The organism is Streptomyces sp. SAJ15 (assembly GCF_007595705.1).
Taxonomy (GTDB): Bacteria; Actinomycetota; Actinomycetes; order Streptomycetales; family Streptomycetaceae; genus Streptomyces.
On record NZ_NISY01000001.1, the window covers coordinates 1,176,112 to 1,199,105 of the forward strand.

Annotated in this window: 21 protein-coding genes and 1 riboswitch; of the genes, 18 read left to right on the plus strand and 3 right to left on the minus strand. The window is 73.5% G+C overall.

All coding sequences use genetic code 11. The features are described from left to right. The first annotated feature begins 130 nt into the window (after positions 1-130). From lepB (CD790_RS05155) to CD790_RS05195, 9 genes are all read left to right on the plus strand, one after another. The gene (gene lepB / locus CD790_RS05155; protein WP_144381927.1) at positions 131-1,120 is read left to right on the plus strand and encodes a signal peptidase I; all 990 of its coding nucleotides are present in this window, start codon (positions 131-133) and stop codon (positions 1,118-1,120) included. Between the two features lie 163 nt (positions 1,121-1,283). Beyond that, positions 1,284-2,042: a signal peptidase I gene (lepB, locus tag CD790_RS05160; RefSeq protein WP_144381727.1), complete on the plus strand. Its 759-nt coding sequence runs from the start codon at positions 1,284-1,286 to the stop codon at positions 2,040-2,042. A 49-nt stretch (positions 2,043-2,091) separates the two neighbouring features. Next, positions 2,092-2,610 carry an NUDIX hydrolase gene (locus tag CD790_RS05165; protein ID WP_144381929.1) on the plus strand — a complete coding sequence of 173 codons (519 nt, stop codon included), beginning with the start codon at positions 2,092-2,094 and terminating at the stop codon, positions 2,608-2,610. Between the two features lie 39 nt (positions 2,611-2,649). Then, positions 2,650-2,958 carry a DUF2469 domain-containing protein gene (locus CD790_RS05170; protein WP_009714730.1) on the plus strand — a complete coding sequence of 103 codons (309 nt, stop codon included), beginning with the start codon at positions 2,650-2,652 and terminating at the stop codon, positions 2,956-2,958. A gap of 236 nt (positions 2,959-3,194) precedes the next feature. Further along, positions 3,195-3,725 (plus strand): YraN family protein, encoded by a 531-nt coding sequence (locus tag CD790_RS36755; RefSeq protein WP_144381728.1) that lies wholly within the window; start codon positions 3,195-3,197, stop codon positions 3,723-3,725. Further along, positions 3,725-5,344 carry a YifB family Mg chelatase-like AAA ATPase gene (locus CD790_RS05180; RefSeq protein WP_144381729.1) on the plus strand — a complete coding sequence of 540 codons (1,620 nt, stop codon included), beginning with the start codon at positions 3,725-3,727 and terminating at the stop codon, positions 5,342-5,344. Before CD790_RS36755 ends, CD790_RS05180 begins: the two co-directional genes overlap by 1 nt. 147 nt (positions 5,345-5,491) lie before the next feature. Then, positions 5,492-6,622 carry a DNA-processing protein DprA gene (gene dprA, locus CD790_RS05185; RefSeq protein WP_260867356.1) on the plus strand — a complete coding sequence of 377 codons (1,131 nt, stop codon included), beginning with the start codon at positions 5,492-5,494 and terminating at the stop codon, positions 6,620-6,622. 174 nt (positions 6,623-6,796) lie between these two features. Continuing rightward, positions 6,797-7,633 carry an RNA polymerase sigma factor WhiG gene (gene whiG / locus CD790_RS05190; protein ID WP_144381731.1) on the plus strand — a complete coding sequence of 279 codons (837 nt, stop codon included), beginning with the start codon at positions 6,797-6,799 and terminating at the stop codon, positions 7,631-7,633. 74 nt (positions 7,634-7,707) lie between these two features. Further along, complete coding sequence (locus tag CD790_RS05195; protein ID WP_144381732.1) at positions 7,708-8,265, plus strand: TetR/AcrR family transcriptional regulator; 558 nt, start codon at positions 7,708-7,710, stop codon at positions 8,263-8,265. Between the two features lie 364 nt (positions 8,266-8,629). On the opposite strand, the gene CD790_RS36760 is transcribed toward CD790_RS05195, so the two are convergent. Further along, positions 8,630-9,703, minus strand: a complete 1,074-nt coding sequence (locus CD790_RS36760) for a murein hydrolase activator EnvC (RefSeq protein WP_144381733.1) — start codon at positions 9,701-9,703, stop codon at positions 8,630-8,632. Between the two features lie 822 nt (positions 9,704-10,525). Between CD790_RS36760 and rpsB the strand changes: the two genes are divergently transcribed. From rpsB to CD790_RS05245, 9 genes are all read left to right on the plus strand, one after another. Continuing rightward, positions 10,526-11,401, plus strand: a complete 876-nt coding sequence (gene rpsB / locus CD790_RS05205; RefSeq protein ID WP_144381734.1) for a 30S ribosomal protein S2 — start codon at positions 10,526-10,528, stop codon at positions 11,399-11,401. 110 nt (positions 11,402-11,511) lie between these two features. Then, positions 11,512-12,348: a translation elongation factor Ts gene (gene tsf / locus CD790_RS05210; protein WP_144381735.1), complete on the plus strand. Its 837-nt coding sequence runs from the start codon at positions 11,512-11,514 to the stop codon at positions 12,346-12,348. 183 nt (positions 12,349-12,531) lie between these two features. Next, positions 12,532-13,314 carry a UMP kinase gene (pyrH, locus tag CD790_RS05215; RefSeq protein WP_144381736.1) on the plus strand — a complete coding sequence of 261 codons (783 nt, stop codon included), beginning with the start codon at positions 12,532-12,534 and terminating at the stop codon, positions 13,312-13,314. A 126-nt stretch (positions 13,315-13,440) separates the two neighbouring features. Continuing rightward, on the plus strand, positions 13,441-13,998 hold the full coding sequence (gene frr, locus CD790_RS05220) for a ribosome recycling factor (protein ID WP_135340115.1): 558 nt from the start codon (positions 13,441-13,443) through the stop codon (positions 13,996-13,998). Further along, positions 13,998-15,134 (plus strand): phosphatidate cytidylyltransferase, encoded by a 1,137-nt coding sequence (locus CD790_RS05225; protein WP_144381737.1) that lies wholly within the window; start codon positions 13,998-14,000, stop codon positions 15,132-15,134. Before frr ends, CD790_RS05225 begins: the two co-directional genes overlap by 1 nt. Positions 15,135-15,300: 166 nt before the next feature. Continuing rightward, entirely contained in the window at positions 15,301-16,413 is a 1,113-nt protein-coding gene (gene rlmN / locus CD790_RS05230) for a 23S rRNA (adenine(2503)-C(2))-methyltransferase RlmN (protein ID WP_144381738.1), read from the plus strand. Positions 16,414-16,611: 198 nt separating this feature from the next. Next, positions 16,612-16,716, plus strand: a riboswitch (TPP riboswitch). Continuing rightward, complete coding sequence (locus CD790_RS05235; RefSeq protein WP_144381739.1) at positions 16,712-17,803, plus strand: thiamine ABC transporter substrate binding subunit; 1,092 nt, start codon at positions 16,712-16,714, stop codon at positions 17,801-17,803. (Overlaps the previous riboswitch by 5 nt.) Positions 17,804-17,973: 170 nt before the next feature. Beyond that, on the plus strand, positions 17,974-19,587 hold the full coding sequence (locus CD790_RS05240) for an iron ABC transporter permease (protein WP_144381930.1): 1,614 nt from the start codon (positions 17,974-17,976) through the stop codon (positions 19,585-19,587). Beyond that, positions 19,587-20,609: an ABC transporter ATP-binding protein gene (locus CD790_RS05245; protein ID WP_144381740.1), complete on the plus strand. Its 1,023-nt coding sequence runs from the start codon at positions 19,587-19,589 to the stop codon at positions 20,607-20,609. Before CD790_RS05240 ends, CD790_RS05245 begins: the two co-directional genes overlap by 1 nt. A gap of 17 nt (positions 20,610-20,626) precedes the next feature. Here the strand turns inward: CD790_RS05245 and CD790_RS05250 are convergent, their stop codons facing one another. Continuing rightward, entirely contained in the window at positions 20,627-22,096 is a 1,470-nt protein-coding gene (locus CD790_RS05250) for a hypothetical protein (RefSeq protein ID WP_144381741.1), read from the minus strand. After that, positions 22,078-22,806 carry an ABC transporter ATP-binding protein gene (locus CD790_RS05255; RefSeq protein WP_144381742.1) on the minus strand — a complete coding sequence of 243 codons (729 nt, stop codon included), beginning with the start codon at positions 22,804-22,806 and terminating at the stop codon, positions 22,078-22,080. The genes CD790_RS05250 and CD790_RS05255 overlap by 19 nt, the downstream gene beginning before the upstream one ends. Positions 22,807-22,994 lie beyond the last annotated feature (188 nt).

A 22,994-nucleotide genomic window follows, 5' to 3' on the forward strand; every position in this document is an offset into this window, starting at 1 on the left:
CGCGCGGGCCGAGCGCGCTGCGCTTGCGGGAGCCGGCGCGCCGGCCGGTATCGAAGCGGTGCCCGCGGGCACGCGGCCCACGGGCGGGGCAGCGCAGGCCGGGGTGGCGGCCCGGGAGGACGCCGAGGGCGTGGGCGGCCCCGCGGCCGGGCGGGGCGAGGGCGGCGACCGCGGCGCTGACGCCCGCGCGGGCTCCGCCGACTCCGCCCCCGGCTCCGCCGACTCCGCCGGTGACTCCGCTGACTCCGCCGGCTCCGATGGTGACGGCGAGGACCGGAGCGGCGCGGCCCCCGGGGGCGACGGCGCCGACGACAGGAAGCCGAAGCCGAAGCAGCGCTCCTTCTGGAAGGAGCTGCCGCTGCTGATCGGTATCGCGCTGCTGCTGGCGCTCCTGATCAAGACCTTCCTGCTGCAGGCGTTCTCCATCCCGTCCGACTCGATGCAGAACACCCTCCAGCGCGGCGACCGGGTGCTGGTGGACAAGCTCACCCCGTGGTTCGGAGCCGAGCCGGAGCGCGGCGAGGTCGTGGTCTTCCACGATCCGGGCGGCTGGCTCGGGGAGACCGAGCCGCAGGACTCCGGCCCGATCATGGAGGGCGTCCAGAAGGTGCTCAGCTTCATCGGGCTGATGCCTTCGGCTGAGGAGAAGGACCTGATCAAGCGGGTCATCGCGGTCGGCGGCGACACGGTGGAGTGCAAGAAGGGCGGCCCGGTCAAGGTCAACGGCAAGCCCCTCGACGAGCCGTACATCTTCCCCGGCGACACCGCCTGCGACGACAAGCCGTTCGGGCCGGTGAAGGTCCCGGAGGGTCGGCTGTGGGTGATGGGCGACCACCGCCAGGACTCGCTCGACTCGCGCTACCACCAGGATCTGGAGAAGGGCACGATCTCGGTGGAAGGGGTCGTGGGCCGTGCGATCGTCGTCGCCTGGCCGATCGACCGCTGGTCGACGCTTCCCGTGCCGGACACCTTCGACCAGCCGGCGCTGAGCACCGCGATGGCGGCGGCCCCCTCCGCCCTCGGACTGGCGGGCGCGCTGCCGATCGTGCTGTGGCGCCGCCGCCGGCTCCTGGCCAAGGACGGCGACGGGAACGGCAGCGGGCACGGGAGCGAGGGCTGACGCGCGGACGATGGCCGAAGCCGGGGCGTGACGGCCGGTGCGTCGGGTACGACGGCTGACGGCCGTCGTACTGCCGGGTAGGGTGCGATTCCATGCCGAAGGGCATACGGAACCGGATGTTCTACGCGGAACACGGCATCGCCTCCGCGGGGTGGGAGTGGGCATGAGCGGGGCCAGAAGCACGGATGGCGGCAGGCGCACCCGGGGCAGCGTGCTCTCCGGGGTGGCCGTGGCCATCGGCTGCGTGCTGTTCCTCGGCGGATTCGCCTGGGGAGCGTTCCTCTACAAGCCGTACACCGTCCCGACCAACTCGATGGCGCCGTCGATCAAGCAGGGCGCGCGGGTGCTGGCCGAGCGAATAGACGGCGACGAGGTGCGCCGCGGCGACGTCGTCGTCTTCCAGGACAAGGTCTGGGGCGACACGCCGATGGTGAAGCGGGTCGTCGGCGTCGACGGCGACAAGGTCGAGTGCTGCGACCGGCGGGGCCGGCTGATGGTCAACGGCAAGCCGATCGAGGAACCGTATCTGCCCGACACCAAGGCCACCGGCACGAGCAGCTTCTTCTCCGCCACCGTGCCCAAGGGTGAGCTGTTCCTGCTCGGCGACCACCGGGTCGACTCGGTGGACTCGCCCGAGCACCTGGCCGACGGGGCCCACGGCACGGTGCCCCGGGACACGGTGCGGGCCCGTGTCGACGCCGTCGTCTGGCCGCAGGACGCCATGGGGATGCTGGAGCGGCCGACCGGCTTCGCCGCCCTCCCCGGCGGGATCTCCGAGCCGGGCCCGGTCACACCGCTCACCTACGCCGTCACCATCGGCGCCGTGCTCATCCTGGGAGGTGCGGCGTACGGCCCGATCGCCAAGATCGCGGCGCGGCGCCGGGACAAGGGCGAACGGAAGGCGGCGACGGTCGGTGGCTGAGACGATGCCGGGCGCGAACGCGGACGCGGGCGCGGACACGAACCCGGACATGGGCACGGGGACCGCGGCGGCGGCCGGGGGCGGGCAGGAGCTGCGCAGGGTCGCCCGGGTCGTGCTGTTGGACCGGCAGGACCGGATCCTGCTGCTGCACGGCTTCGAGCCGGACGACCCCTCGTCGACCTGGTGGTTCACGCCGGGCGGCGGGCTGGAGGGCGACGAGAGCCGGGAGCAGGCGGCACGCCGGGAGCTGGCCGAGGAGACGGGCATCACCGAGGTGGAGCTGGGGCCCGTGCTCTGGCGGCGGGTGTGCTCCTTCCCCTTCGACGGCCGGCGCTGGGATCAGGACGAGTGGTACTACCTGGGGCGCACCGAGCGGACCGCCACCGAGACGGGCGGCCATACGGACCTGGAGCGGCGCAGCGTCACCGGGCTCCGGTGGTGGACGTACGAGGAACTGGCCGCCACCCGTGAGACCGTGTACCCGACCAGGCTCGCCGGACTCCTGCGTACGCTGCTGGACGAGGGACCCCCGGCCTCACCGGTGATCCTGGAGACTGAGTGTGTCTGACGCACAATGGGGGGACGCACGGCTGAAGGGGAACATGCCATGAGCGCCGAGGACCTCGAAAAGTACGAGACCGAGATGGAGCTGAAGCTCTACCGGGAGTACCGCGACGTCGTCGGACTGTTCAAATACGTGATCGAGACCGAGCGGCGGTTCTACCTCACCAACGACTACGAGATGCAGGTGCACTCGGTCCAGGGCGAGGTGTTCTTCGAGGTGTCGATGGCCGACGCCTGGGTCTGGGACATGTATCGGCCGGCCCGCTTCGTCAAGCAGGTGCGGGTGCTCACCTTCAAGGACGTGAACATCGAGGAGCTGAACAAGAGCGACCTCGACCTTCCGGGCGGCTGATCCCGCGGTCCGAGGGCGCTCGGCCGAGCCCGCGTCCGGGGCCGCGCCGCGGACCTCCGGGGCCGCGGCGCCGAGTATGACCACCCGTTCGAGTGATCGGGTTTTCCACATCCGCCCGGTTGTCCACCAAGATCCAACAAGGTGGGGCGGAGGCGTCACAGTCGGTGCCGGAGGTGGTGCCGATGTCGCGGACGCGGCGGTGCGCGGGAGCGGAGACGCCCGCGGGCCCGGGGAGGATGACCCAGGGCTCGGGTTCGACGGTGGCCCCGGGGGAGACGGCCCAGGGCTCGGGGTCGACCGTGGGCCTGAGGAAGACGACCCAGCGCTCGGGGACGACGCTCGGCCCGGGGACGGCACGGGGCCCGGGGACGGCGGGGTCGACAGGCACGGCGAGGCCGCCCGGCCGGGACGCGGCCCGTCGAGCGCTCGGGCGGTACGGGGAGGAGCTGGCCGCCCGACGGCTGACCGAGGCCGGGATGACGGTGCTGGCGCGCAACTGGCGGTGCCGGGAGGGCGAGCTGGACATCGTCGCCCGCGAGGGCGACACCCTCGTCGTCTGTGAGGTCAAGACCCGCAGGTCGCACGGGTACGAGCACCCGATGGAGGCCCTCACCCACGGCAAGACGGAGCGGCTGCGACGGCTGGCCGAGTGCTGGCTGGAGCGTTGTGGCGGCGCGCCGCCGGACGGGGTGCGGATCGACCTGGTGGGCGTGGTGCTGCCGGACCGGGGCGGGCCCGTCGTCGAGCACGTCAGGGGGGTCGCCTGATGGGGTTCGCGCGCACCTGCTCGGTGGCGCTGGTGGGCGTCGAGGGCGTGGTGGTGGAGGTCCAGGCGGACCTGGAGCCCGGGGTGGCCGCCTTCACACTGGTCGGGCTGCCGGACAAGAGCCTGTTCGAGAGCCGCGACCGGGTGCGCGCCGCCGTGGTCAACTCCGGCGCCGAGTGGCCGCAGAAGAAGCTCACCGTGGGGCTCAGCCCGGCCTCCGTGCCCAAGGCGGGCAGCGGCTTCGACCTGGCGGTGGCCTGCGCGGTGCTGGGCGCGGCGGAGCGCATCGACCCGCGCGAGATCGCCGATCTGGTGCTCATCGGCGAGCTGGGCCTCGACGGCAGGGTGCGGCCGGTGCGCGGGGTGCTGCCCGCGGTGCTGGCGGCGGCCGACTCGGGGTACCGCCAGGTCGTCGTCCCCGAGCAGACGGCCGCCGAGGCCGCTCTGGTCCCCGGCGTCTCGGTGCTGGGTGTACGGAGCCTGCGGCAGCTCATCGCGGTGCTGACCGACGAGCCGGTGCCGGAGGAACCGGAGCCGGCCGACAGCGGACGGCCGGACGCGATGCTGGCCGGTCTCACCGTTCCCGGGGCCGGCACCGGCACCGGCGTACTGTCCCGGGTCGCCGGCGACCCCCGCCAGCCGGACCTGACCGATGTGGCCGGGCAGCACGCGGCCCGCAGGGCCCTGGAGGTCGCCGCCGCCGGGGCGCACCACCTGTACTTCCTGGGCCCGCCCGGTGCCGGGAAGACCATGCTCGCCGAGCGGCTCCCCGGACTGCTGCCCCCGCTCGCCGCGCAGGACGCCCTGGAGGTCACCGCCGTGCACTCGGTGGCCGGGGTGCTGCCGCCCGGCAAGCCCCTGGTCGACACCCCGCCGTACTGCGCCCCGCACCACTCGGCCACGATGGCCGCGCTCGTCGGCGGCGGGAACGGGATGCCGCGGCCGGGCGCGGTCTCCCTGGCCCACCGCGGAGTGCTGTTCCTGGACGAGGCGCCCGAGTTCAGCGGCCGGGCGCTGGACGCGCTGCGGCAACCGCTGGAGTCCGGGCATGTGGTGATCGCCCGGTCGGCGGGCATGATGCGGATGCCCGCCCGGTTCCTGCTGCTGCTCGCCGCGAATCCCTGCCCCTGCGGGCGCTACTCACTGGTCGGCGAGGGCTGCGACTGCACGCCCATGGCCATCCGCCGCTACCAGGGTCGGCTCTCCGGCCCGCTGCTGGACCGGATCGATCTGCGGGTCCATGTGGCGCCGGTGAGCCGCGCCGAGCTGGCCGGCCCACCCGGCGACAGCGAGCCGACCGCCCGGGTCGCCGCCCGGGTGCGCGAGGCCCGGGAGCGTTCCCTCGCCCGCTACGCCGGCACTCCCTGGAGCACCAATAGCGAGGTCCCGGGACACGAGCTGCGGACGCGCTGGCCGGTCGAGCCGGACGCCCTGCGGGAGGCCGAGGTCGATCTGGAGCGCGGATTGCTCACCGCGCGCGGCCTGGACCGGGTGCTCCGCGTCGCCTGGACGATCGCCGACCTCGCCGGCCACGACCGCCCCACCCACGACGACGTGGTCCGGGCTCTGGAGCTGCGCACCGGCGTCACCCGCGGCACGCCTGTCGGGGCGGACTGGTGACCCGGCACACGAGGGAGGTGCGCCGGACTCGGCCGGGCCCACCGCGCGGGGCGCCCACCGGAGCCGATGTCCGAGGTGTCCGAGGTGTCTGAGGAGGCGGAGGTGCCGGACGAGGTCGGGGTGGCCGAGGTCGCCGATCAGGAGCGGATGGCGAGGGCGGCGCTCACCCGCCTGGTCGAGCCCGGGGACGCCACGGTGGGGCGGTGGCTGCGGGAGCTCGGGCCCGTGGAGCTGTGGCGCGCGCTCATCGGCGAGGCGGCGCCCCCGCTCGGGGCGGGCCCGCAGCGGCTGGCCGGCTGCGCGCTCCGCGCCGCGGACCTCGACCCGGCGGCCGACCTCGCCGCCATCGCCCGGCTGGGCGGCGCCTTCGTCTGCCCCGGCGACCTGGACTGGCCTCGACAGTTGGACGACCTCGGGGACGCCCGACCGGTCGGACTGTGGGTCCGCGGCAGGGCGTCGCTGCGGCTGTGGGCGCTGCGGTCGGTCGCCGTGGTCGGCGCCCGGGCCTGCACCGACTACGGCGCGCGGGTCGCGACCACCCTCGGCGCGGGGCTCGCCGAGCGCGGCTTCGTGGTCACCTCCGGCGCGGCGCACGGCGTGGACGGGGCGGCTCATCGGGGGGCGCTGGCCGCCGGCGGGACGACCGTCGCCGTACTCGCCTCCGGGGTGGACGTGCCCTACCCGCGCGGGCACGCCGAGTTGATCGCCCGCATCGCGGAACAGGGTCTGATCCTCGCCGAGTTGCCGCCGGGTGCCCACCCCACCCGCGGTCGGTTCGTGCTCCGCAACCGGGTCATCGCGGCCCTCACCCGTGGCACGGTCGTGGTCGAGGCCTGCTACCGCAGCGGTTCCCTCGTGACCGCGCGCCGCGCCCGGGACCTGGGCCGCGTCGTCATGGGGGTGCCGGGCCCGGTCACCAGCGCTCTCTCCGCGGGGGTGCACGAACTCCTGCGCGGGGAGGCCGTTCTGGTGACCGACGTGGCGGACGTGACCGAGCTGGTCGGGCAGGTGGGGGAGGAGCCGCCCCCCGAGCGGCGCGGACCCGTGGTGGCACGCGACGCGCTCGATCCCGTGACGGCGCGCGTCCTGGAAGCGTTGTCCGCGCGGGGCGGCAACGAGGTGGAAGAGGTGGCCCGGGGCTCCGGGACCGGTCGCGACGAGGCGCTCCGCCGGCTCCAGGAGCTGCTCGCGCTGGGATTCGTCAACCGACAGGGCGATCGATGGGAGTTGAACCACGCCGGCGGTCGGCGGGGCGGCCCACGGCGAGGCGGTCCCTGAATTTGGGGCAATCGGGTGAAAGGGTTGGGGCGATGACCGTATCCCCACACCACGCAATCGAGTCTCATCGCTTAACGCGACGCCTCCGTCACGCTACGCTCACAAGGCTTCTGGCGGGAACGCAGCACTCCAACCCCCACACCTTCATCTCCGCAGAACGGCACAAGGCGACGAATGCCCCAGCACATCTCCGGGTCTGACCGCACGGCAGCGCCGTCCGCTGCCCGCGGTGTCGTGCGCCCCGCCGCGCCCTCATCGCTGGACGAGCTGTGGCGGACGTACAAGGCCACCGGTGACGAGCGACTGCGGGAACAGCTGATCCTGCACTACTCGCCGCTGGTGAAGTACGTGGCGGGTCGGGTCAGCGTGGGGCTTCCGTCCAATGTCGAGCAGGCGGACTTCGTCTCCTCGGGCGTGTTCGGACTCATCGACGCCATCGAGAAGTTCGACCCCGGACGGGCCATCAAGTTCGAGACGTACGCCATCACCCGGATCCGCGGCGCCATGATCGACGAACTGCGCGCCCTGGACTGGATCCCGCGCTCGGTCCGCCAGAAGGCGCGCGAGGTCGAACGCGCCTACGCCACGCTCGAGGCGGCGCTGCGCCGCACCCCCACCGAAGCCGAGGTCGCCGCCGAGATGCAGATCTCGCTGGACGAACTGCACGGTCTCTTCAGCCAGTTGTCGCTCGCCAACGTGGTGGCGCTGGAGGAGATGCTGCACGTCGGCGGCGAGGGCGGCGACGGACTGAGCCTCATGGACACCCTGGAGGACACCGCCGCCGACAACCCGGTCGAGGTGGCCGAGGACCGCGAGCTGCGCCGGCTGCTGGCCCGCGCCATCAACACGCTCCCGGAACGGGAGAAGACGGTGGTCACCCTGTACTACTACGAGGGGCTCACCCTGGCCGAGATCGGGCAGGTCCTGGGCGTGACCGAGAGCCGGGTCAGCCAGATCCACACCAAGTCCGTGCTCCAGTTGCGGGCCAAACTGCAGGACCTCGGACGCTGAATCGTCCCTCCAACATCGCCCCTCGGCCGGGTGCTCCGTAAAGTGGTCATGTGCCAAGGATTCGAGCGGCCTCAGTGGCTGAGCACCGGACGATGCAGCGCGGCGCCCTGCTGGACGCCGCCCGCTCCCTGCTGTCCGAGGGTGGAACGGAGGCGTTGACCTTCCCCGCCCTCGCCGAGCGCACGGGCCTCGCGCGGTCCTCGGTCTATGAGTACTTCCGCTCCCGAGCGGCCGTCGTCGAAGAGCTGTGCGCCGTCGACTTCCCCGTCTGGGCCGCCGAGGTCGAAGCCGCCATGGAGCGCGCCGACACGCCCGAGGACAAGATCGAGGCGTATGTGCGCCAGCAGCTGACGCTCGTCGGCGACCGGCGCCACCGGGCCGTGGTCGCGATCTCCGCGCTGGAGCTGGACGCCGGCGCCCGGGAGAAGATCCGCGCGGCCCACGGCGGGCTGGTCGCCATGGTCGTGGACGCCCTCGGCACCCTCGGCCACCAGGAGCCCCGGCTGGCCGCCATGCTGCTCCAGGGCGTGGTCGACGCCGCCGTCCGCCGTATCGAGCTCGGCGCCGCCGAAGACCCGGACACCATCACCGAGGCCGCCGTCGCCATGGCCCTCCGCGGCGTGCGGGGCTGACCCGCTCCCTCGCCGGGTCCGCCTCCAACGGGCGCTGTCCCGACCCATAGCCCTGGGCCTGCTCACCGACGACCTGACGGGGCCCGCGGTGTTGGAGTGGCCGTTGGTCGTTCCGGCCTCTCGCTGCGCTCGCCCCTTGCGGTGTCTCCGCCGTGCGCGCGGCCTGGTCGCTTCGTCTGGCGGGTGGCGCCTTGCCGTGGTGGCGGGTGTCAGCGTCTTCGAGCGGGCGTTGCCCGTTCCGGCCCGCCGTCGTGCCTGCCCCTCGTGCCTGTCTGCGCCGTGCGCGCGTGGCCGCGCCGCTTGTCTCGCGGCCGCGCCCGTCGCCCTGACGGGCGCGTCGGTGGTCTGGCTGGCCGTCGCGCTTTCACGCCCGGCGGGCGATGCCGCTTCCAGGTGCGGCTGACCCGGGGGCGGCCCCCCGGCTCGGTGACCGGGCGGCGCCGCTGGTCGGCCGGCCGCTCGGGCTGGCGCAACGCCGATCGCGTATCCGTATGGGACCTGGACCGGCTTGCCCCCGGTATCCCCGGCAGCGGCCGGAGGCCGGCTCGACGGGGGCCCGTCGCGGCCTCCGGGCGGTCCGGCGCGTCGGTGGGCGGTGTAGACGGCGCCGGGCCCAGGCCGCGGCGCCGGCCAGCATCGCCGGCGGGGCCAGGTCCGCGCAGCCTGTCGGCTGGCCGCCTGCGGCGGTCCGGGCCCGGGGCATGGAGGCGCCTCCGGGACGGTCCGGGTCGAACGTCGTGGCGCCGGCCCACACCGCTCCTGCCGCCGAGCCCCCGCTCGGCACCAGCGGCGCGCCCCGCGGCACGTCGAAGATCGGCAAGAGTCGGGAGGGGCCGCGCCGGAGAAGCCACGGGGGCAGCAGGGAGAGCGGGTCGAGATAGCGATCGGCACGGCGCAGACCCCAGTGCAGACAGCCGACCGCGCAGTGGAACGGTCCGGGCTCCAGCACCCCCACCACCTGCCCCGCCTTCACCGCCTCGCCCACCCGCACCCTCGCTCGCACGGGCTCGTAGGTGGTCCGCAGCGGCGGGGCGCCGGTGCCGTCGAGTTCGATGGAGACCACTCCGCGACCGGCCACCCGGCCGGCGAAGGACACCCGACCGGGGGCGGCCGCCAGCACCGGCTCGCCCGGAGAGGCCGCCAGGTCCACCCCGCGGTGTCCCGGGCCGTATGGCGAGTCGGGCGGCTCCCAGCCCCGCAGGACCGGCGGACGGCCGCCGACCGGCCAGGAACGGCCCCCCTCGGCCCCGCCGCCGGCGACCTCGGCGACCTCGGCAGACACGGTGACCCCGAAGCCCGCCGCTGCCCCGACGGGTGTCGCGTATGCCGCGGACCGCGGCGCCAGCGCGAGCACCATCACCACCAGCACCATGAGCACGCTCAGGCCCATCAGCGCCGCCCCGACGGCGCGCGCCGCCCCGTGTGCGAGCAGCGACATCGCACGGCGCGTGCCGATCCCCGCCGCCCCCGCCGCCCCCTGCGCGGCGCGCCGCGCAGCCCACGGTCTGCGGACCCGCGACGCTGGCCCGGCCCCGGACGCTCCCGTCGCTGCGGGCACGACGCTCCGCGCCGCCCCCACCCCGCGGGGAGCCGCCGTCCGCGGGGTCGGCAGAGAGTCGCCCCGCACCGGCCGGCACGCCCCGACGCACGTCGGACCCCGCCCGCCCGGATCCCGCCCGCCCGGACCCCGGGCGCCTGGGCCCCGACCGCCCACCGGCTGACCGCCTCGGCTCCGGCGGCCCGGTCTCCGACCGCCCAGGGCGCGACCGCTCGGGGCGCGATCGTCCGGGCCCAGACCGCCCAGAGCGCGATCATCCGGGGCGCGACCGCCCCGGCTCCGCCCGACCGGTCTCCGGCCGCCCCGGCCCCGACCGGTCGGGGCGTGGCCTCGGTGCCCGTGGTGGGTGTGGAGCGCGTCGCTCGAGCGGGTCCGCCGTGGTGTCCGTGCGCGCGTGGTCTGGGTCATGTCCGCAGGGTGGCCCAGCGGGGGCGGGGTGTGGGGAGGTCGGGTGAGATCTGGGGACTACTCGCTGGTTGTGGACATCGCCGTCACCCAGCACAGCGACGGTCCCGTACACTTCTTATGGCGATCCGGGTCACCGGGTCGACTTCGCACGCCCCGCTACCGGCGCAGAACCGGTGGTCGCGTTCCTCGGTCCTCGGCAGGCTCCGCTCGGAGCTCCGCGGCATGGCGCGTCGGGGCGTCAGGCGTGACGGCCGCCCGGCCGTCGCGGAACCGAGTACCTCAAGGAGTACGGCCATGGCCGTCGTCACGATGCGGGAGCTGCTGGAGAGCGGCGTCCACTTCGGGCACCAGACCCGCCGTTGGAACCCGAAGATGAAGCGCTTCATCTTCACCGAGCGCAACGGCATCTACATCATCGACCTGCTCCAGTCGCTGTCGTACATCGACCGCGCCTACGAGTTCGTCAAGGAGACCGTCGCGCACGGCGGCTCCATCATGTTCGTCGGCACCAAGAAGCAGGCGCAGGAGGCCATCGCCGAGCAGGCGACCCGCGTCGGCATGCCGTACGTCAACCAGCGCTGGCTGGGCGGCATGCTCACCAACTTCTCGACCGTCTACAAGCGTCTGCAGCGCCTCAAGGAGCTTGAGCAGATCGACTTCGAGGACGTGGCCGCTTCCGGCCTCACCAAGAAGGAGCTGCTGGTTCTCTCCCGCGAGAAGGCCAAGCTGGAGAAGACCCTCGGTGGTATCCGCGAGATGCAGAAGGTGCCGAGCGCCGTCTGGATCGTGGACACCAAGAAGGAGCACATCGCCGTCGGTGAGGCGCGCAAGCTGCGCATCCCGGTCGTCGCGATCCTCGACACCAACTGCGACCCGGACGAGGTCGACTACAAGATCCCGGGTAACGACGACGCGATCCGCTCCGTCACCCTGCTCACCCGCGTCATCGCCGACGCCGTCGCCGAGGGCCTGATGGCCCGTTCCGGTGTCGCCGAGGGTGGCAAGGGCGACAAGGCCGCGGGCGAGCCGCTGGCCGAGTGGGAGCGCGAGCTGCTCGAGGGCGACAAGAAGGCCGACGAGCCGGCTGCCGCCGAGGCCGAGAAGGCCGCCGAGCCCGCCGAGGCCGAGAAGGCCGCCGAGGCCCCGGCCGCCGACGCCGAGCAGGCCTGAACCTCAATACCTCGCGGTTGCTGACGGCGGGGGCGACACGCCCCCGCCGTCCACCCGTAGAGCATTGACCTCTCAGACTTCCGAGACTTTCGAGAAGAGATTCACAGACCATGGCGAACTTCACCGCCGCTGACGTCAAGAAGCTCCGCGAGCTCACCGGCGCCGGCATGATGGACTGCAAGAAGGCGCTGGACGAGGCCGAGGGCAACGTCGAGAAGGCCGTCGAGATCCTGCGCGTCAAGGGCCAGAAGGGCGTGGCCAAGCGTGAGGGCCGCAGCGCCGAGAACGGTGCCGTCGTCTCCCTCATCGCCGACGACCACACCTCCGGTGTGCTGCTCGAGCTGAAGTGCGAGACCGACTTCGTCGCCAAGGGCGAGAAGTTCGTGGCCGTCGCCGACGCGCTCGCCGCCCACGTCGCCAAGAGCACCCCGGCCGACCTGGAGGCCCTGCTCGCCTCCGAGATCGAGGCCGGCAAGACCGTCCAGGCGTTCGTGGACGAGGCCAACGCCACCCTGGGCGAGAAGATCGTCCTGGACCGCTTCGCGCAGTACGCGGACGGCTTCGTCTACGCCTACATGCACCGCACCAGCCCGGACCTGCCGCCGCAGGTCGGTGTCCTGGTCGAGCTGGACAAGGCCGACGCCGACACCGCCAAGGACGTCGCGCAGCACATCGCCGCCTTCGCGCCGAAGTTCCTCACCAAGGACGAGATCCCGGCCGAGACGGTCGAGAACGAGCGTCGCGTCGCCGAGGCCACCGCGCGCGAGGAGGGCAAGCCGGAGGCCGCCCTGCCGAAGATCGTCGAGGGTCGCGTCAACGGCTTCTTCAAGGAGAGCGTGCTGCTGAGCCAGCCGTTCGCCAAGGACAACAAGAAGTCCGTCGAGAAGGTGCTGGCCGAGGCCGGCGTTTCGCTGAAGCGCTTCGCGCGCATCCGCGTCGGCGCCTGAGCCCACCAGGGCAGCGACGCCTGAGCCCACGCGGGCAGCGATCGGTGTGCGGCCCGATAGGGTCGTACGCAGCCAGCCGTCACCCGGCCGGCCGCAGATGTGACGAGGAGGCCATTGCCGCAGAGGTCGAACAAGGACCCATTCGGCAATGGCCTTCTTGGTATGTGCACGAGGAGATCTCCAATGAATCAGGGTGCGGACGCCACACTGGCCGCCGACGACAAGCGCACCGACGCTCGGACCAAGCGCCGCCGGTTCCTGCTGAAACTGTCCGGAGAGGCGTTCTCCGGAGGCGGCGGGCTCGGCGTCGACCCCGACGTCGTGCACGCCATCGCCCGTGAGGTGGGCGCCGTGGTGCGGGATGGCGCCGAGATCGCCATCGTCATCGGCGGCGGTAACTTCTTCCGCGGCGCCGAACTGCAGCAGCGCGGCATGGACCGGGCCCGCTCGGACTACATGGGCATGCTCGGCACGGTCATGAACTGCCTGGCGCTCCAGGACTTCCTGGAGAAGGAGGGCATCGACTCCCGCGTCCAGACCGCCATCACCATGGGCCAGGTCGCGGAGCCGTACATCCCGCTGCGTGCCGTGCGCCACCTGGAGAAGGGACGCGTCGTGATCTTCGGCGCGGGCATGGGCATGCCGTACTTCTCCACGGACACCACCGCGGCCCAGCGCGCCCTGGAGATCGACGCCGAGGCGCTGCTCATGGGCAAGAACGGCGTGGACGGGGTCTACGACTCCGACCCGAAGACCAATCCGGACGCGGTGAAGTTCGACGCGCTGGAGTACGGGGAGGTGATCGCGCGGGACCTCAAGGTCGCCGACGCCACCGCCATCACCCTGTGCCGGGACAACGACCTGCCGATCCTGGTCTTCGAGCTGCTGACCGAGGGCAACATCGCCCGCGCGGTCAAGGGTGAGAAGATCGGCACGCTCGTGAGCGACCAGGGCACTCGGTCCTAGCCGGGCCGACACCGCTCGTACACAGCCCGTTACGGGGATGGACAACGGCCTGCCGGTCGGACACCGTGCAGGAGAAGACGCACGCAGGGGCGAGGCTCTGCTTACCCATAACACCAGGAGCAAGTGGTGATCGAAGAGATCCTCCTCGAGGCCGAGGAGAAGATGGAGAAGGCCGTTGTGGTCGCCAAGGAGGACTTCGCCGCGATCCGCACCGGGCGTGCGCACCCGGCGATGTTCAACAAGATCGTGGCGGACTACTACGGTGCGATGACGCCGATCAACCAGCTGGCGTCCTTCTCGGTGCCGGAGCCGCGGATGGCCGTGGTGACCCCGTTCGACAAGAGCGCGCTGCGCAACATCGAGCAGGCGATCCGTGACTCGGACCTGGGCGTCAACCCGAGCAACGACGGCAGCATCATCCGAGTGGTGTTCCCGGAGCTCACCGAGCAGCGCCGCAAGGAGTTCATCAAGGTCGCCAAGGGCAAGGGCGAGGACGCGAAGATCTCGATCCGCAGCGTCCGACGCAAGGCCAAGGAGTCCATCGACAAGCTCGTCAAGGACGGCGAGGTCGGCGAGGACGAGGGCCGCCGCGCCGAGAAGGAGCTCGACGACACCACCGCGAAGTACGTCGCGCAGGTGGACGAGCTGCTGAAGCACAAGGAAGCCGAGCTGCTCGAAGTCTGATGAGTGACTCTTCCTGGGGAGCCCCGCCGAGCGCCGGTTACTGGGGCCCGACCGACCAGGGTCCCGCCGTCTCGGCGGGTCCCGCGCATCAGGTGGGCGAGGCGGCGCAGACTCGGCCCATGCCCACCGTGCCCCACGCAGGCGGAGACCAGGACGACCGTGACCTGGGGGCCGCTCGGCTGAGCGGCCCCCTGTTCCGTGAGGAGCCGGACTCGGCGAACCGGTCGCACCAGTCGCCGCAGCCGCCCGGCTCGCCCGGTTCCCCCTCGGATCCGGCCGCGCGGCCGTCGGAGCCCGCACCGCAGCCCGCGCCCGCGAAGAAGAGCGCGGGCCGCGACCTGCGGGCGGCGATAGGGGTCGGCGTCGGGCTGGGCGCGGTCATCGTCGCCTCGCTCTTCGTCTACAAGCCGGTGTTCATCGGCGTGATAGCGCTCGCCGTGGTCGTCGGGCTCTGGGAGCTCACCTCCCGGCTGTCCGAGCGCAAGGAGATCCGGGCCCCGCTGATCCCGCTCGCCGTCGGCGGCGTCGCCATGGTCGTCGCCGGCTATGTGCGCGGAGCCGAGGGGGCGTGGGTGGCGGTCGCGCTGACCGCGCTCGCGGTGCTCGTGTGGCGGATGACCGAGCCCCCCGAGAACTACCTCCGGGACGTCACCGCCGGCGTGTTCGCGGCCTTCTACGTGCCCTTCCTGGCCACGTTCGTGGCTTTGATGCTGGCGGCCGACGACGGTCCGCAGCGGGTGCTGACCTTCCTGCTGCTCACCGTGGTCAGCGACACCGGCGCGTACGCCGTGGGCTGGCGCTTCGGCAAGCGCAGGCTCGCGCCCCGGATCAGCCCCGGCAAGTCCTGGGAGGGGCTGCTGGGCGCGGTGGCGTTCGCGATGGTGGCCGGCGCGCTGTGCATGCAGTACGTGGTCGAGGACGGCGTCTGGTGGCAGGGCCTGCTGCTGGGGCTGTCGGTGGCGGTCAGCGCCACCCTCGGCGACCTGGGCGAGTCCATGATCAAGCGGGACCTCGGCATCAAGGACATGGGCAACCTGCTGCCCGGCCACGGCGGCATCATGGACCGGCTGGACTCGCTGCTGCCGACGGCGCCGGTGGTCTGGCTGCTGCTGGTGATCTTCGTCGGGGCGGGCTGAACGGCGCCCGGTACCCTGGAGGGGCCCGTCGCTTCTGCGGCGGGCCCTTTTCCGGCCCCGCGGCCGCGGGAGCGCCCCGTGTGATCGCCGGGCGTCGGCGTCATCCAGCCGCCTGCTCCGCGACAGCGGGGATCGCCCGGCCAGTCGTACTGAGGAGTTTCCGCCCATGGCACCGCCCGCACCCGGTGAGCTCACCTTCGTCGCCCCGCGCGGAGCCAAGAAGCCCCCGCGGCACCTCGCCGACCTCTCGCCCGCCGAGCGCCGTGAGGCCGTCGCCGCCATCGGCGAGAAGCCGTTCCGCGCGAAGCAGCTCTCGCAGCACTACTTCGCGCGGTACGCCCACGACCCGGCGCAGTGGACCGACATCCCGGCCGCCTCGCGTGAGAAGCTCGCCGGCGAGCTGCTGCCCGACCTGATGAGCGTGGTCCGCCACATCTCCTGCGACGACGACACCACCCGCAAGACGCTCTGGCGGCTCTTCGACGGCACGCTGGTGGAGTCCGTGCTGATGCGCTACCCGGACCGGGTCACCATGTGCATCAGCTCGCAGGCGGGCTGCGGCATGAACTGCCCGTTCTGCGCCACCGGCCAGGCCGGCCTGGACCGCAACCTGTCCACCGCCGAGATCGTGCACCAGATCGTCGACGGCATGCGGGCGCTGCGGGACGGCGAGATCCCCGGCGGCCCCGCGCGGCTCAGCAACATCGTCTTCATGGGCATGGGCGAGCCGCTGGCCAACTACAACCGGGTCGTGGGGGCCATCCGCCGACTCACCGACCCGGAGCCGGACGGCCTGGGCCTGTCCCAGCGCGGCATCACGGTCTCCACCGTGGGCCTCGTCCCGGCGATGCTGCGGTTCGCCGACGAGGGCTTCAAGTGCCGTCTCGCGGTCTCGCTGCACGCCCCGGACGACGAGCTGCGCGACACCCTGGTGCCGGTGAACACCCGCTGGAAGGTCCGCGAGGTGCTCGACGCGGCCTGGGAGTACGCCGAGAAGTCCGGCCGCCGGGTCTCCATCGAGTACGCCCTGATCCGCGACATCAACGACCAGGCGTGGCGGGGTGACCTGCTGGGCCGGCTACTCAAGGGCAAGCGGGTGCACGTCAACCTGATCCCGCTCAACCCGACCCCCGGCTCCCAGTGGACCGCCTCCCGGCCCGAGGACGAGCGCGCGTTCGTGGCGGCGCTGGAGTCCCACGGTGTGCCGGTGACCGTGCGCGACACCCGCGGCCAGGAGATCGACGGCGCCTGCGGGCAGCTGGCGGCCGCCGAGCGCTGACCCGCGCGGGCAGGCGGCGCCGGGCCCGCCCACGGCCGAGGGCGCCCCGCGCGGGCAGGCCGTCGCCGGGCCCGTCGCCGAGCGCGAGCCGCAGGGGCAGGCCGGCGCCGGGCCCGCCCGTACGGCCGCCCACGGGGCGGGCTTCACCGCCGGCCGTTCCCGCCCGCACCGGCTGATACGGTGCATTCGCACAAATGAACATTCCGACAGGGGAGCGCACACAGCGCTGAGAGTGCGGCACGGCCGCAGACCCTCGGACCTGATCCGGGTCATACCGGCGTAGGGAGTCAGCTCGACCATGAACACCATCCTTCGGCGTGCCATCGGCACCGCCCTTCTCGGCGCGCTCGGCGCCACCGCCCTGACCGGCTGCGGCTCGGACGACGACTCCGACGCGAAGGGTGGCGCCGGCTCCAAGACCGTGGTCCTGGTCAGCCACGAGTCCTTCCAGATCTCCCCCGAGGTGCAGAAGCGGTTCGAGGAGGAGAGCGGCTACCGGCTCAAGGTGCTCAAGAGCGGGGACGCCGGCGTCGCCGTCAACCAGGCGGTGCTCTCCAAGGGCAAGCCGCAGGGCGACGTCTTCTTCGGCGTCGACAACACGCTGCTGTCCCGCGCGCTCGACAACGACCTGTTCGCCCCGTACGAGCCCAAGGGCCTGGACCGGATCCCCGACGCCCTGCAGCTCGACAAGGGCGAGCACCGGGTCACCCCGATCGACACCGGCGACGTCTGCGTCAACTACGACAAGAAGTACTTCGCCGACAAGAAGCTCGCCCCGCCGAAGTCCTTCGACGACCTGGTCAAGCCGGAGTACAAGGACCTCCTGGTGGTGGAGAACCCCGCCACCTCCTCGCCCGGCCTCGCCTTCCTGCTCGGCACCGCCGCGCGCTACGGCGACGACGGCTGGGAGGACTACTGGAAGAAGCTGAGCGACAACGGCGTCGAGGTGACCGACGGCTGGCAGCAGGCGTACAACGCGCGCTTCTCCGGCTCCACGGGCGGCAAGAAGGCCGGCGGCGACCGGCCGCTGGTGGTCTCCTACGCCTCCAGCCCGCCGGCCGAGGTGTACTTCTCCAAGCCGCAGCCCACGAAGGCGCCGACCGGTGTCGCCACCGGCACCTGCTTCCGCCAGACCGAGTTCGCCGGCCTGCTCGACGGCGCCAAGAACGAGGCGGGCGGCAAGGCGCTGCTGGACTTCCTGGTCGGCAAGCGGTTCCAGGAGGACATGCCGCTGACCATGTTCGTGAACCCGGTCGTCAAGGGCGCCGAGCTCCCGAAGCTCTACTCCGACTTCGGAGTCACCGTCGACAAGCCGCAGACCATGGAACCCGGCAAGATCGCCGAGAACCGTGAGCGGTGGATCAAGTCATGGTCTTCCCTCGTTCTGTAGGGAACGACCCCGCCAAGGCCGCTCCGGTCCGGCCCGGCACGGAGCCCGCCGGACCGGAACGGCCCGACGGGACCTCCGCCGGCCGCAGGGCCGGCACCCGGCCGCGCGCGCCCCGCACCGCCGCCCCGCGCGAGCGCGATCCGCGCGGCGCGGCGGTGCGCTGCGGCCTGATGGCCGTGCCGATCGCCTTCCTCGCGGTCTTCTTCGGCTATCCGGTCTCCGCCATCGTCGCCCGCGGCCTGAAAGAGGACGGCCGGTGGCGGCTGGGCAGGGTCGGCGAGGCGCTCGCCGACCCGCACATCCTGGACGTGCTGTGGTTCACCGCCTGGCAGGCGGCCGCCTCCACCGCTCTCACCCTCCTCATCGCGCTGCCCGGCGCCTACGTCTTCGCCCGGCTGGACTTCCCCGGCAAGCAACTGCTGCGCGCCGTCGTCACCGTGCCCTTCGTGCTGCCCACCGTCGTCGTCGGCAGCGCCTTCCTGGCCCTGCTGGGCCGCGGCGGGCTGCTCGACGAGCTGTGGGGCGTACGGCTCGACACCACCGTGTGGGCGATCCTGCTCGCGCACGTCTTCTTCAACTACGCCGTCGTCGTACGGACCGTCGGCGGGCTGTGGGCCCAGCTCGACCCGCGCCAGGAGGAGGCCGCGCGGGTACTCGGCGCGAGCCGGCTCGGGGCGTGGCGGCGGGTGACCCTGCCGGCGCTCGGCCCCGCGGTGGCCGCCGCCGCCCTCATGGTCTTCCTCTTCACCTTCACCTCCTTCGGCGTCATCCAGATCCTCGGCGGACCGCACTACGCCACCCTGGAGGTGGAGATCTACCGGCAGACCGCGCAGCTGCTCGACCTGCCGGCCGCCGCCGTGCTCACCCTGGTGCAGTTCGCGGCCGTCGCCGCGCTGCTGGGAGTGCACGCCTGGACCGTGCGCCGCCGAGAGAGCGCCCTGAGGCTCGTCGACCCGGCGCTGACCGCCCGCCGCCCGCGCGGGGCGGGCCAGTGGGCGCTGCTGGGCGGAGTGCTGCTCACCGTCGTGCTCCTGGTGCTGCTGCCGCTCGGCGTGCTCGTCGAGCGCTCCCTCGACACCCCCGACGGCTACGGCTTCGGCTACTACCGCGCGCTGGGCTCCGCCGCCGACAGCGGCGGGATGTTTCTGGAGCCCCCGGTGGAGGCCATCGGCACCTCCCTCAGCTACGCGGCCGTCGCCACCCTCATCGCGCTGCTGGTCGGCGGGCTCGCGGCCGCCGCCCTCACCCGCCGCGCGGGCCGGCTGGTACGCGGCTTCGACGCCCTGCTGATGCTCCCGCTGGGCACCTCCGCGGTCACCGTCGGCTTCGGCTTCCTCATCGCGCTGGACGAGCCGCCGCTGGACCTGCGCGCCTCCTGGATCCTGGTGCCGCTCGCCCAGGCCCTCGTCGGCGTGCCCTTCGTCGTACGGACCATGCTGCCGGTGCTCCGCGCGGTCGACGCACGACTCCGCGAGGCCGCCGCCGTGCTCGGCGCCTCCCCGCTGCGCGCCTGGCGCGAAGTGGACCTGCCGCTGGTCGGCCGGGCGCTGGGCATCGCGGCGGGCTTCGCCTTCGCCGTCTCGCTCGGCGAGTTCGGGGCCACGGTGTTCATCGCCCGCGCCGACAACCCGACGCTGCCGGTGGCCGTCGCCCGCTTCCTGGGCCGGCCCGGCGAGCTCAACTACGGGCAGGCGATGGCGCTGAGCACCCTGCTGATGCTGGTGTGCGCGGTGGCGCTGCTGGCGCTGGAACGCATCCGCACCGACCGTTCGGGAGAGTTCTGATGGCCTCGCTGCGACTTGACGGGGTGACGGTGCGCTTCGGCGACCGCGCGGTGCTGGACGCGGTGGACCTGGAGGTCGCCGAAGAGGAGACCGTGTGCGTGCTGGGACCCAGCGGCAGCGGCAAGTCCACCCTGCTGCGCGTGGTGGCCGGCTTGCAGCGCGCCGACGCCGGTCGGGTCTGGCTCGCCGGGCGGGACCAGAGCGGCGTGGCCACCCATCGGCGCGGCGTGGGCCTGATGTTCCAGGACCACCAGCTCTTCCCGCAGCGCGACGTGGGCGGCAACGTCGCCTTCGGGCTGCGCATGCGGCGCGTCGCGCGCGCCGAGCGGGAACGCACGGTCGCCGAACTGCTGGACCTGGTCGGCCTGCCGGGCGCCCAGCGGCGGGCCGTGGCCGCGCTCTCCGGCGGCGAACAACAGCGGGTGGCGCTCGCGCGGGCGCTCGCCCCGCGGCCGCGGCTGCTCATGCTGGACGAGCCGCTCGGCCAACTCGACCGCTCCCTGCGCGAGCGGCTCGTCGTCGAACTCCGCCAGCTCTTCGACCGGCTCGGCACCACGGTGCTGGCGGTCACCCACGACCAGGGCGAGGCGTTCGCGCTCGCCGACCGGGTGGTGGTCATGGAGAGCGGTCGGATCGCCCAGACCGGCACCCCGCTGGAGGTGTGGCGGCGGCCCGCCTCCGAGTTCGTCGCGCGCTTCCTCGGCTTCGACAACGTGGTCGAGGCCACCGTCCGCGAGGCCGTCGCCGACACCCCCTGGGGGCCGGTCCCCGTGCCCGCCGGCTCGCCGGCCGGCCCGTGCCGGCTCCTGGTGCGCCCCGCCGGGGTACGGCTGACAGCCGACGACGACGGGCTGCCCTGCGCGGTGGCGGGCCGCACCTTCCGGGGCGACCACGTCGCCCTGCTCCTGGATCCCGAGGCAGGGCCCCGGCTGGAGGCGTCCTGTGCGCTGCGGGACGCCCCGGAGGCCGGCGCGCGGGTGCGGGTCGCCTTCGAGGCGGAGGACGTCGTGGTGTTGAGGTAGCCGGGCGGGCTTTTCGTTCAGCGGGTGAGCGGCAGGGTCATGAGCTCGGCGATCCCCCAGGTCAACGCCGCCAGGAGGGTGAGGAGCGCGGCACCGCGAAGGGTCGCGGCGGTGCGCAGGGCGCGGCGGGAGGTGCCCAGCTGTCGAAGGGCCGCGGTGGTGGGTTCGCGTACGGCCTTCACGTCGAGCGTCGCGGTGAGCGCGGCGGCGGTGGTGCACATCATGACGAGGGCCGCGCCCAGGCCGGTGAGCGGCCCGGCGGAGCGCAGGGCCGGGCCGTAGAGCTCGACCACGGTGTACGCACCGGCGGCGACGGCGCACAGCACGCCCAGCGGGCGGCCGATGAGCCCGGCCTCCTCCTGGAGGGCCCGGCCGGCGAGCAGCCGCAGCGCGCCGGGCCGGCAGGCGGCCAGCAGGCGGCCGCAGACGATGGTCAGACCCGGGCCGGCCAGGATCAGCCCCAGCACGGTCAGCGCCCAGCCGCCGACGATGCCGGGCGGGCTCCCGGCGACCGGGCCCGGGAAGGGCAGCAGATCGCTGGTGGCGTCGGGGCTCTCGTGCGCCGTGTACGCCTCGAGCGCCAGGCCCGCCGCGATCAGCGTGGTGCCCCAGGGCAGTCCGGCCAGCGTGGCCGCGGACGGCGGCTCGGGGGCCGGCGGCAGCAGGGCGCCGAGGTCGAGCGGCGCCGGGGCCGGCCGGGGTGCCTCGGGCGCCGCCCCGTCCCGCGGCGCGCCCTCCCGCGAAGTCCCCTGGTGCGGCGCCTCGTGCGCGGCCGCCTCCCGCTCCGGCGCGTCGCCCGGGGGAGGAGCCGCCGCCGTGGCCCGCGGCCCGCCGGTCGCCCCGGTCAGCGGCTGTGGCTCCGTCACCTCCCCGTCCCCCAGGTCGGGCTGAGGGAGCGGCGCCGGCCGGCCGGCCGACAGGAACCGCGCGAACGCCGCCTCGCGGCGTCGGCCGACGGGGCCGCGCGGGGACGTCGACGACGGGGGCCGCAGACACACCGCCGTCGCCCCGGCCGCCGTCAACGGGGCCACGGCCACCATGATGAGCACCGCGCCCAGCGGGAGAGGTCCGCCGTCGCCGAACTCCGCGACCAGCCGGGCCGACGGCCGCCAGCCGCCGAAGTGCCCCCGCACGGCCAGGAACGCCAGCAGCGCCAGCGCGCTGCCCAGGGCGCAGAAGAGCGCGGTGGAGGCCGCCGCGAGCAGCGTGTGGCGGGCCGGCCCGAAACCGGCGGCGGTCAGCCCTCGGTGCGTGCGGGCGCCGAAGGCGGTGCGCGCCACCACGACGGCCAGCTGCGCCGTCGCGGACAGGGGGATGAGACACCACAGCAGCCGCAGCAGCGCGTGGCCGGCCTCCTCGGGGTGCGCGGCCGCGTACGCCAGCGTGCACAGCAGCAGGAAGCTCGTGCCCGCCGACGCGGCGGTGACCAGCAGCCGGCGGAGCAGGACGAGCGGGTGGGTGCCGCGGGCTAGGCGGAGACTGAGCACGCGCCTCGGCCCTCCGCGTCGGGGGCCGGGATCGCCCCGACCCGGCGGCCGTCCACCAGGGTGACGGCGCTGTCGGCGAACTCGGCGGCCTCCTCGTCGTGGGTCGCGAGCAGCACGGTGATGCCGTGCGAGCGGGCCGCGGCGGTGAGCGTCCGCAGCACCTGTCCGCGGTCCGCGCGGTGCAGCGGGGCGGTGGGCTCGTCGGCGAACAGCACCGCGGGGGCACCGGCCAGCGCGCGGGCGACGGCGACACGCTGCCGCTGCGACTGGGGCAGCGCGGCCGGCCGGGCGCGCCACAGGTCGCCGATGTCCAGCCGGTCCAGCCACTCCCGCGCGGTGTGCTTCGCGACGCGGCGGCCCGCGCGGCGCAGCATCAGCGGCAGCGCGACGTTCTCCCAGACCGTCAGTTCGGGCACCAGGGCCGGCTCGCTGCCGATCCAGGCGAAGCGCTCGCGCCGCAGCCGCTCCCGGCGCGCCGCGGAGAGGGTGTGCACGGGGCGGCTGTTGAACCACACCTCGCCGTGGTCGGGGGCGAGTTGGCCGGACAGGCACTTGAGGAGGGTGGTCTTCCCGGCTCCGCGCGGGCCGTGCACCGTGAGGATCTCTCCCTCGCGCGCGCCGAGGGAGACACCGACGAGGGCGGGTGACCCGCGGTACGCGTACGTGAGGGTGCGTGCCCAGAGCACGTCGTTGTCCGGCGGGGCCACCATGCAGAGCACCTCGGTTCGACTGATGTTTGTCTGTTCCCCCGCTTGGGGGAACGACGACAAGGGCCGATGAGTCACTGGCACGGTAAGGACTCCGACCCCGTGCCGGCGCCCAGGCTCGGCGCGGGCGGCCCCGGGGTTCCTCCGATCAGCCGTCGGCGGGCCCCGCCGGGGGGGGGCGACGGCAGACG

Bases quoted from the DNA above. Each gene is read 5' to 3' on its own strand.
- CD790_RS36760 (WP_144381733.1), bottom strand. From the start codon at position 9,703: ATGTCGCTGCTCGCACACGGGGCGGCGCGCGCCGTCGGGGCGGCGCTG.
- pyrH (WP_144381736.1), top strand. From the start codon at position 12,532: ATGAATCAGGGTGCGGACGCCACACTGGCCGCCGACGACAAGCGCACC.
- CD790_RS05240 (WP_144381930.1), top strand. From the start codon at position 17,974: ATGGCCGTGCCGATCGCCTTCCTCGCGGTCTTCTTCGGCTATCCGGTC.
- CD790_RS05235 (WP_144381739.1), top strand. From the start codon at position 16,712: ATGAACACCATCCTTCGGCGTGCCATCGGCACCGCCCTTCTCGGCGCG.
- CD790_RS05170 (WP_009714730.1), top strand. From the start codon at position 2,650: ATGAGCGCCGAGGACCTCGAAAAGTACGAGACCGAGATGGAGCTGAAG.
- CD790_RS05245 (WP_144381740.1), top strand. From the start codon at position 19,587: ATGGCCTCGCTGCGACTTGACGGGGTGACGGTGCGCTTCGGCGACCGC.
- whiG (WP_144381731.1), top strand. From the start codon at position 6,797: ATGCCCCAGCACATCTCCGGGTCTGACCGCACGGCAGCGCCGTCCGCT.
- CD790_RS05225 (WP_144381737.1), top strand. From the start codon at position 13,998: ATGAGTGACTCTTCCTGGGGAGCCCCGCCGAGCGCCGGTTACTGGGGC.
- dprA (WP_260867356.1), top strand. From the start codon at position 5,492: ATGGCGAGGGCGGCGCTCACCCGCCTGGTCGAGCCCGGGGACGCCACG.
- CD790_RS05165 (WP_144381929.1), top strand. From the start codon at position 2,092: ATGGGCACGGGGACCGCGGCGGCGGCCGGGGGCGGGCAGGAGCTGCGC.
- CD790_RS05255 (WP_144381742.1), bottom strand. From the start codon at position 22,806: ATGGTGGCCCCGCCGGACAACGACGTGCTCTGGGCACGCACCCTCACG.
- tsf (WP_144381735.1), top strand. From the start codon at position 11,512: ATGGCGAACTTCACCGCCGCTGACGTCAAGAAGCTCCGCGAGCTCACC.
- rpsB (WP_144381734.1), top strand. From the start codon at position 10,526: ATGGCCGTCGTCACGATGCGGGAGCTGCTGGAGAGCGGCGTCCACTTC.
- CD790_RS05180 (WP_144381729.1), top strand. From the start codon at position 3,725: ATGGGGTTCGCGCGCACCTGCTCGGTGGCGCTGGTGGGCGTCGAGGGC.
- lepB (WP_144381727.1), top strand. From the start codon at position 1,284: ATGAGCGGGGCCAGAAGCACGGATGGCGGCAGGCGCACCCGGGGCAGC.
- CD790_RS36755 (WP_144381728.1), top strand. From the start codon at position 3,195: ATGACCCAGGGCTCGGGTTCGACGGTGGCCCCGGGGGAGACGGCCCAG.
- rlmN (WP_144381738.1), top strand. From the start codon at position 15,301: ATGGCACCGCCCGCACCCGGTGAGCTCACCTTCGTCGCCCCGCGCGGA.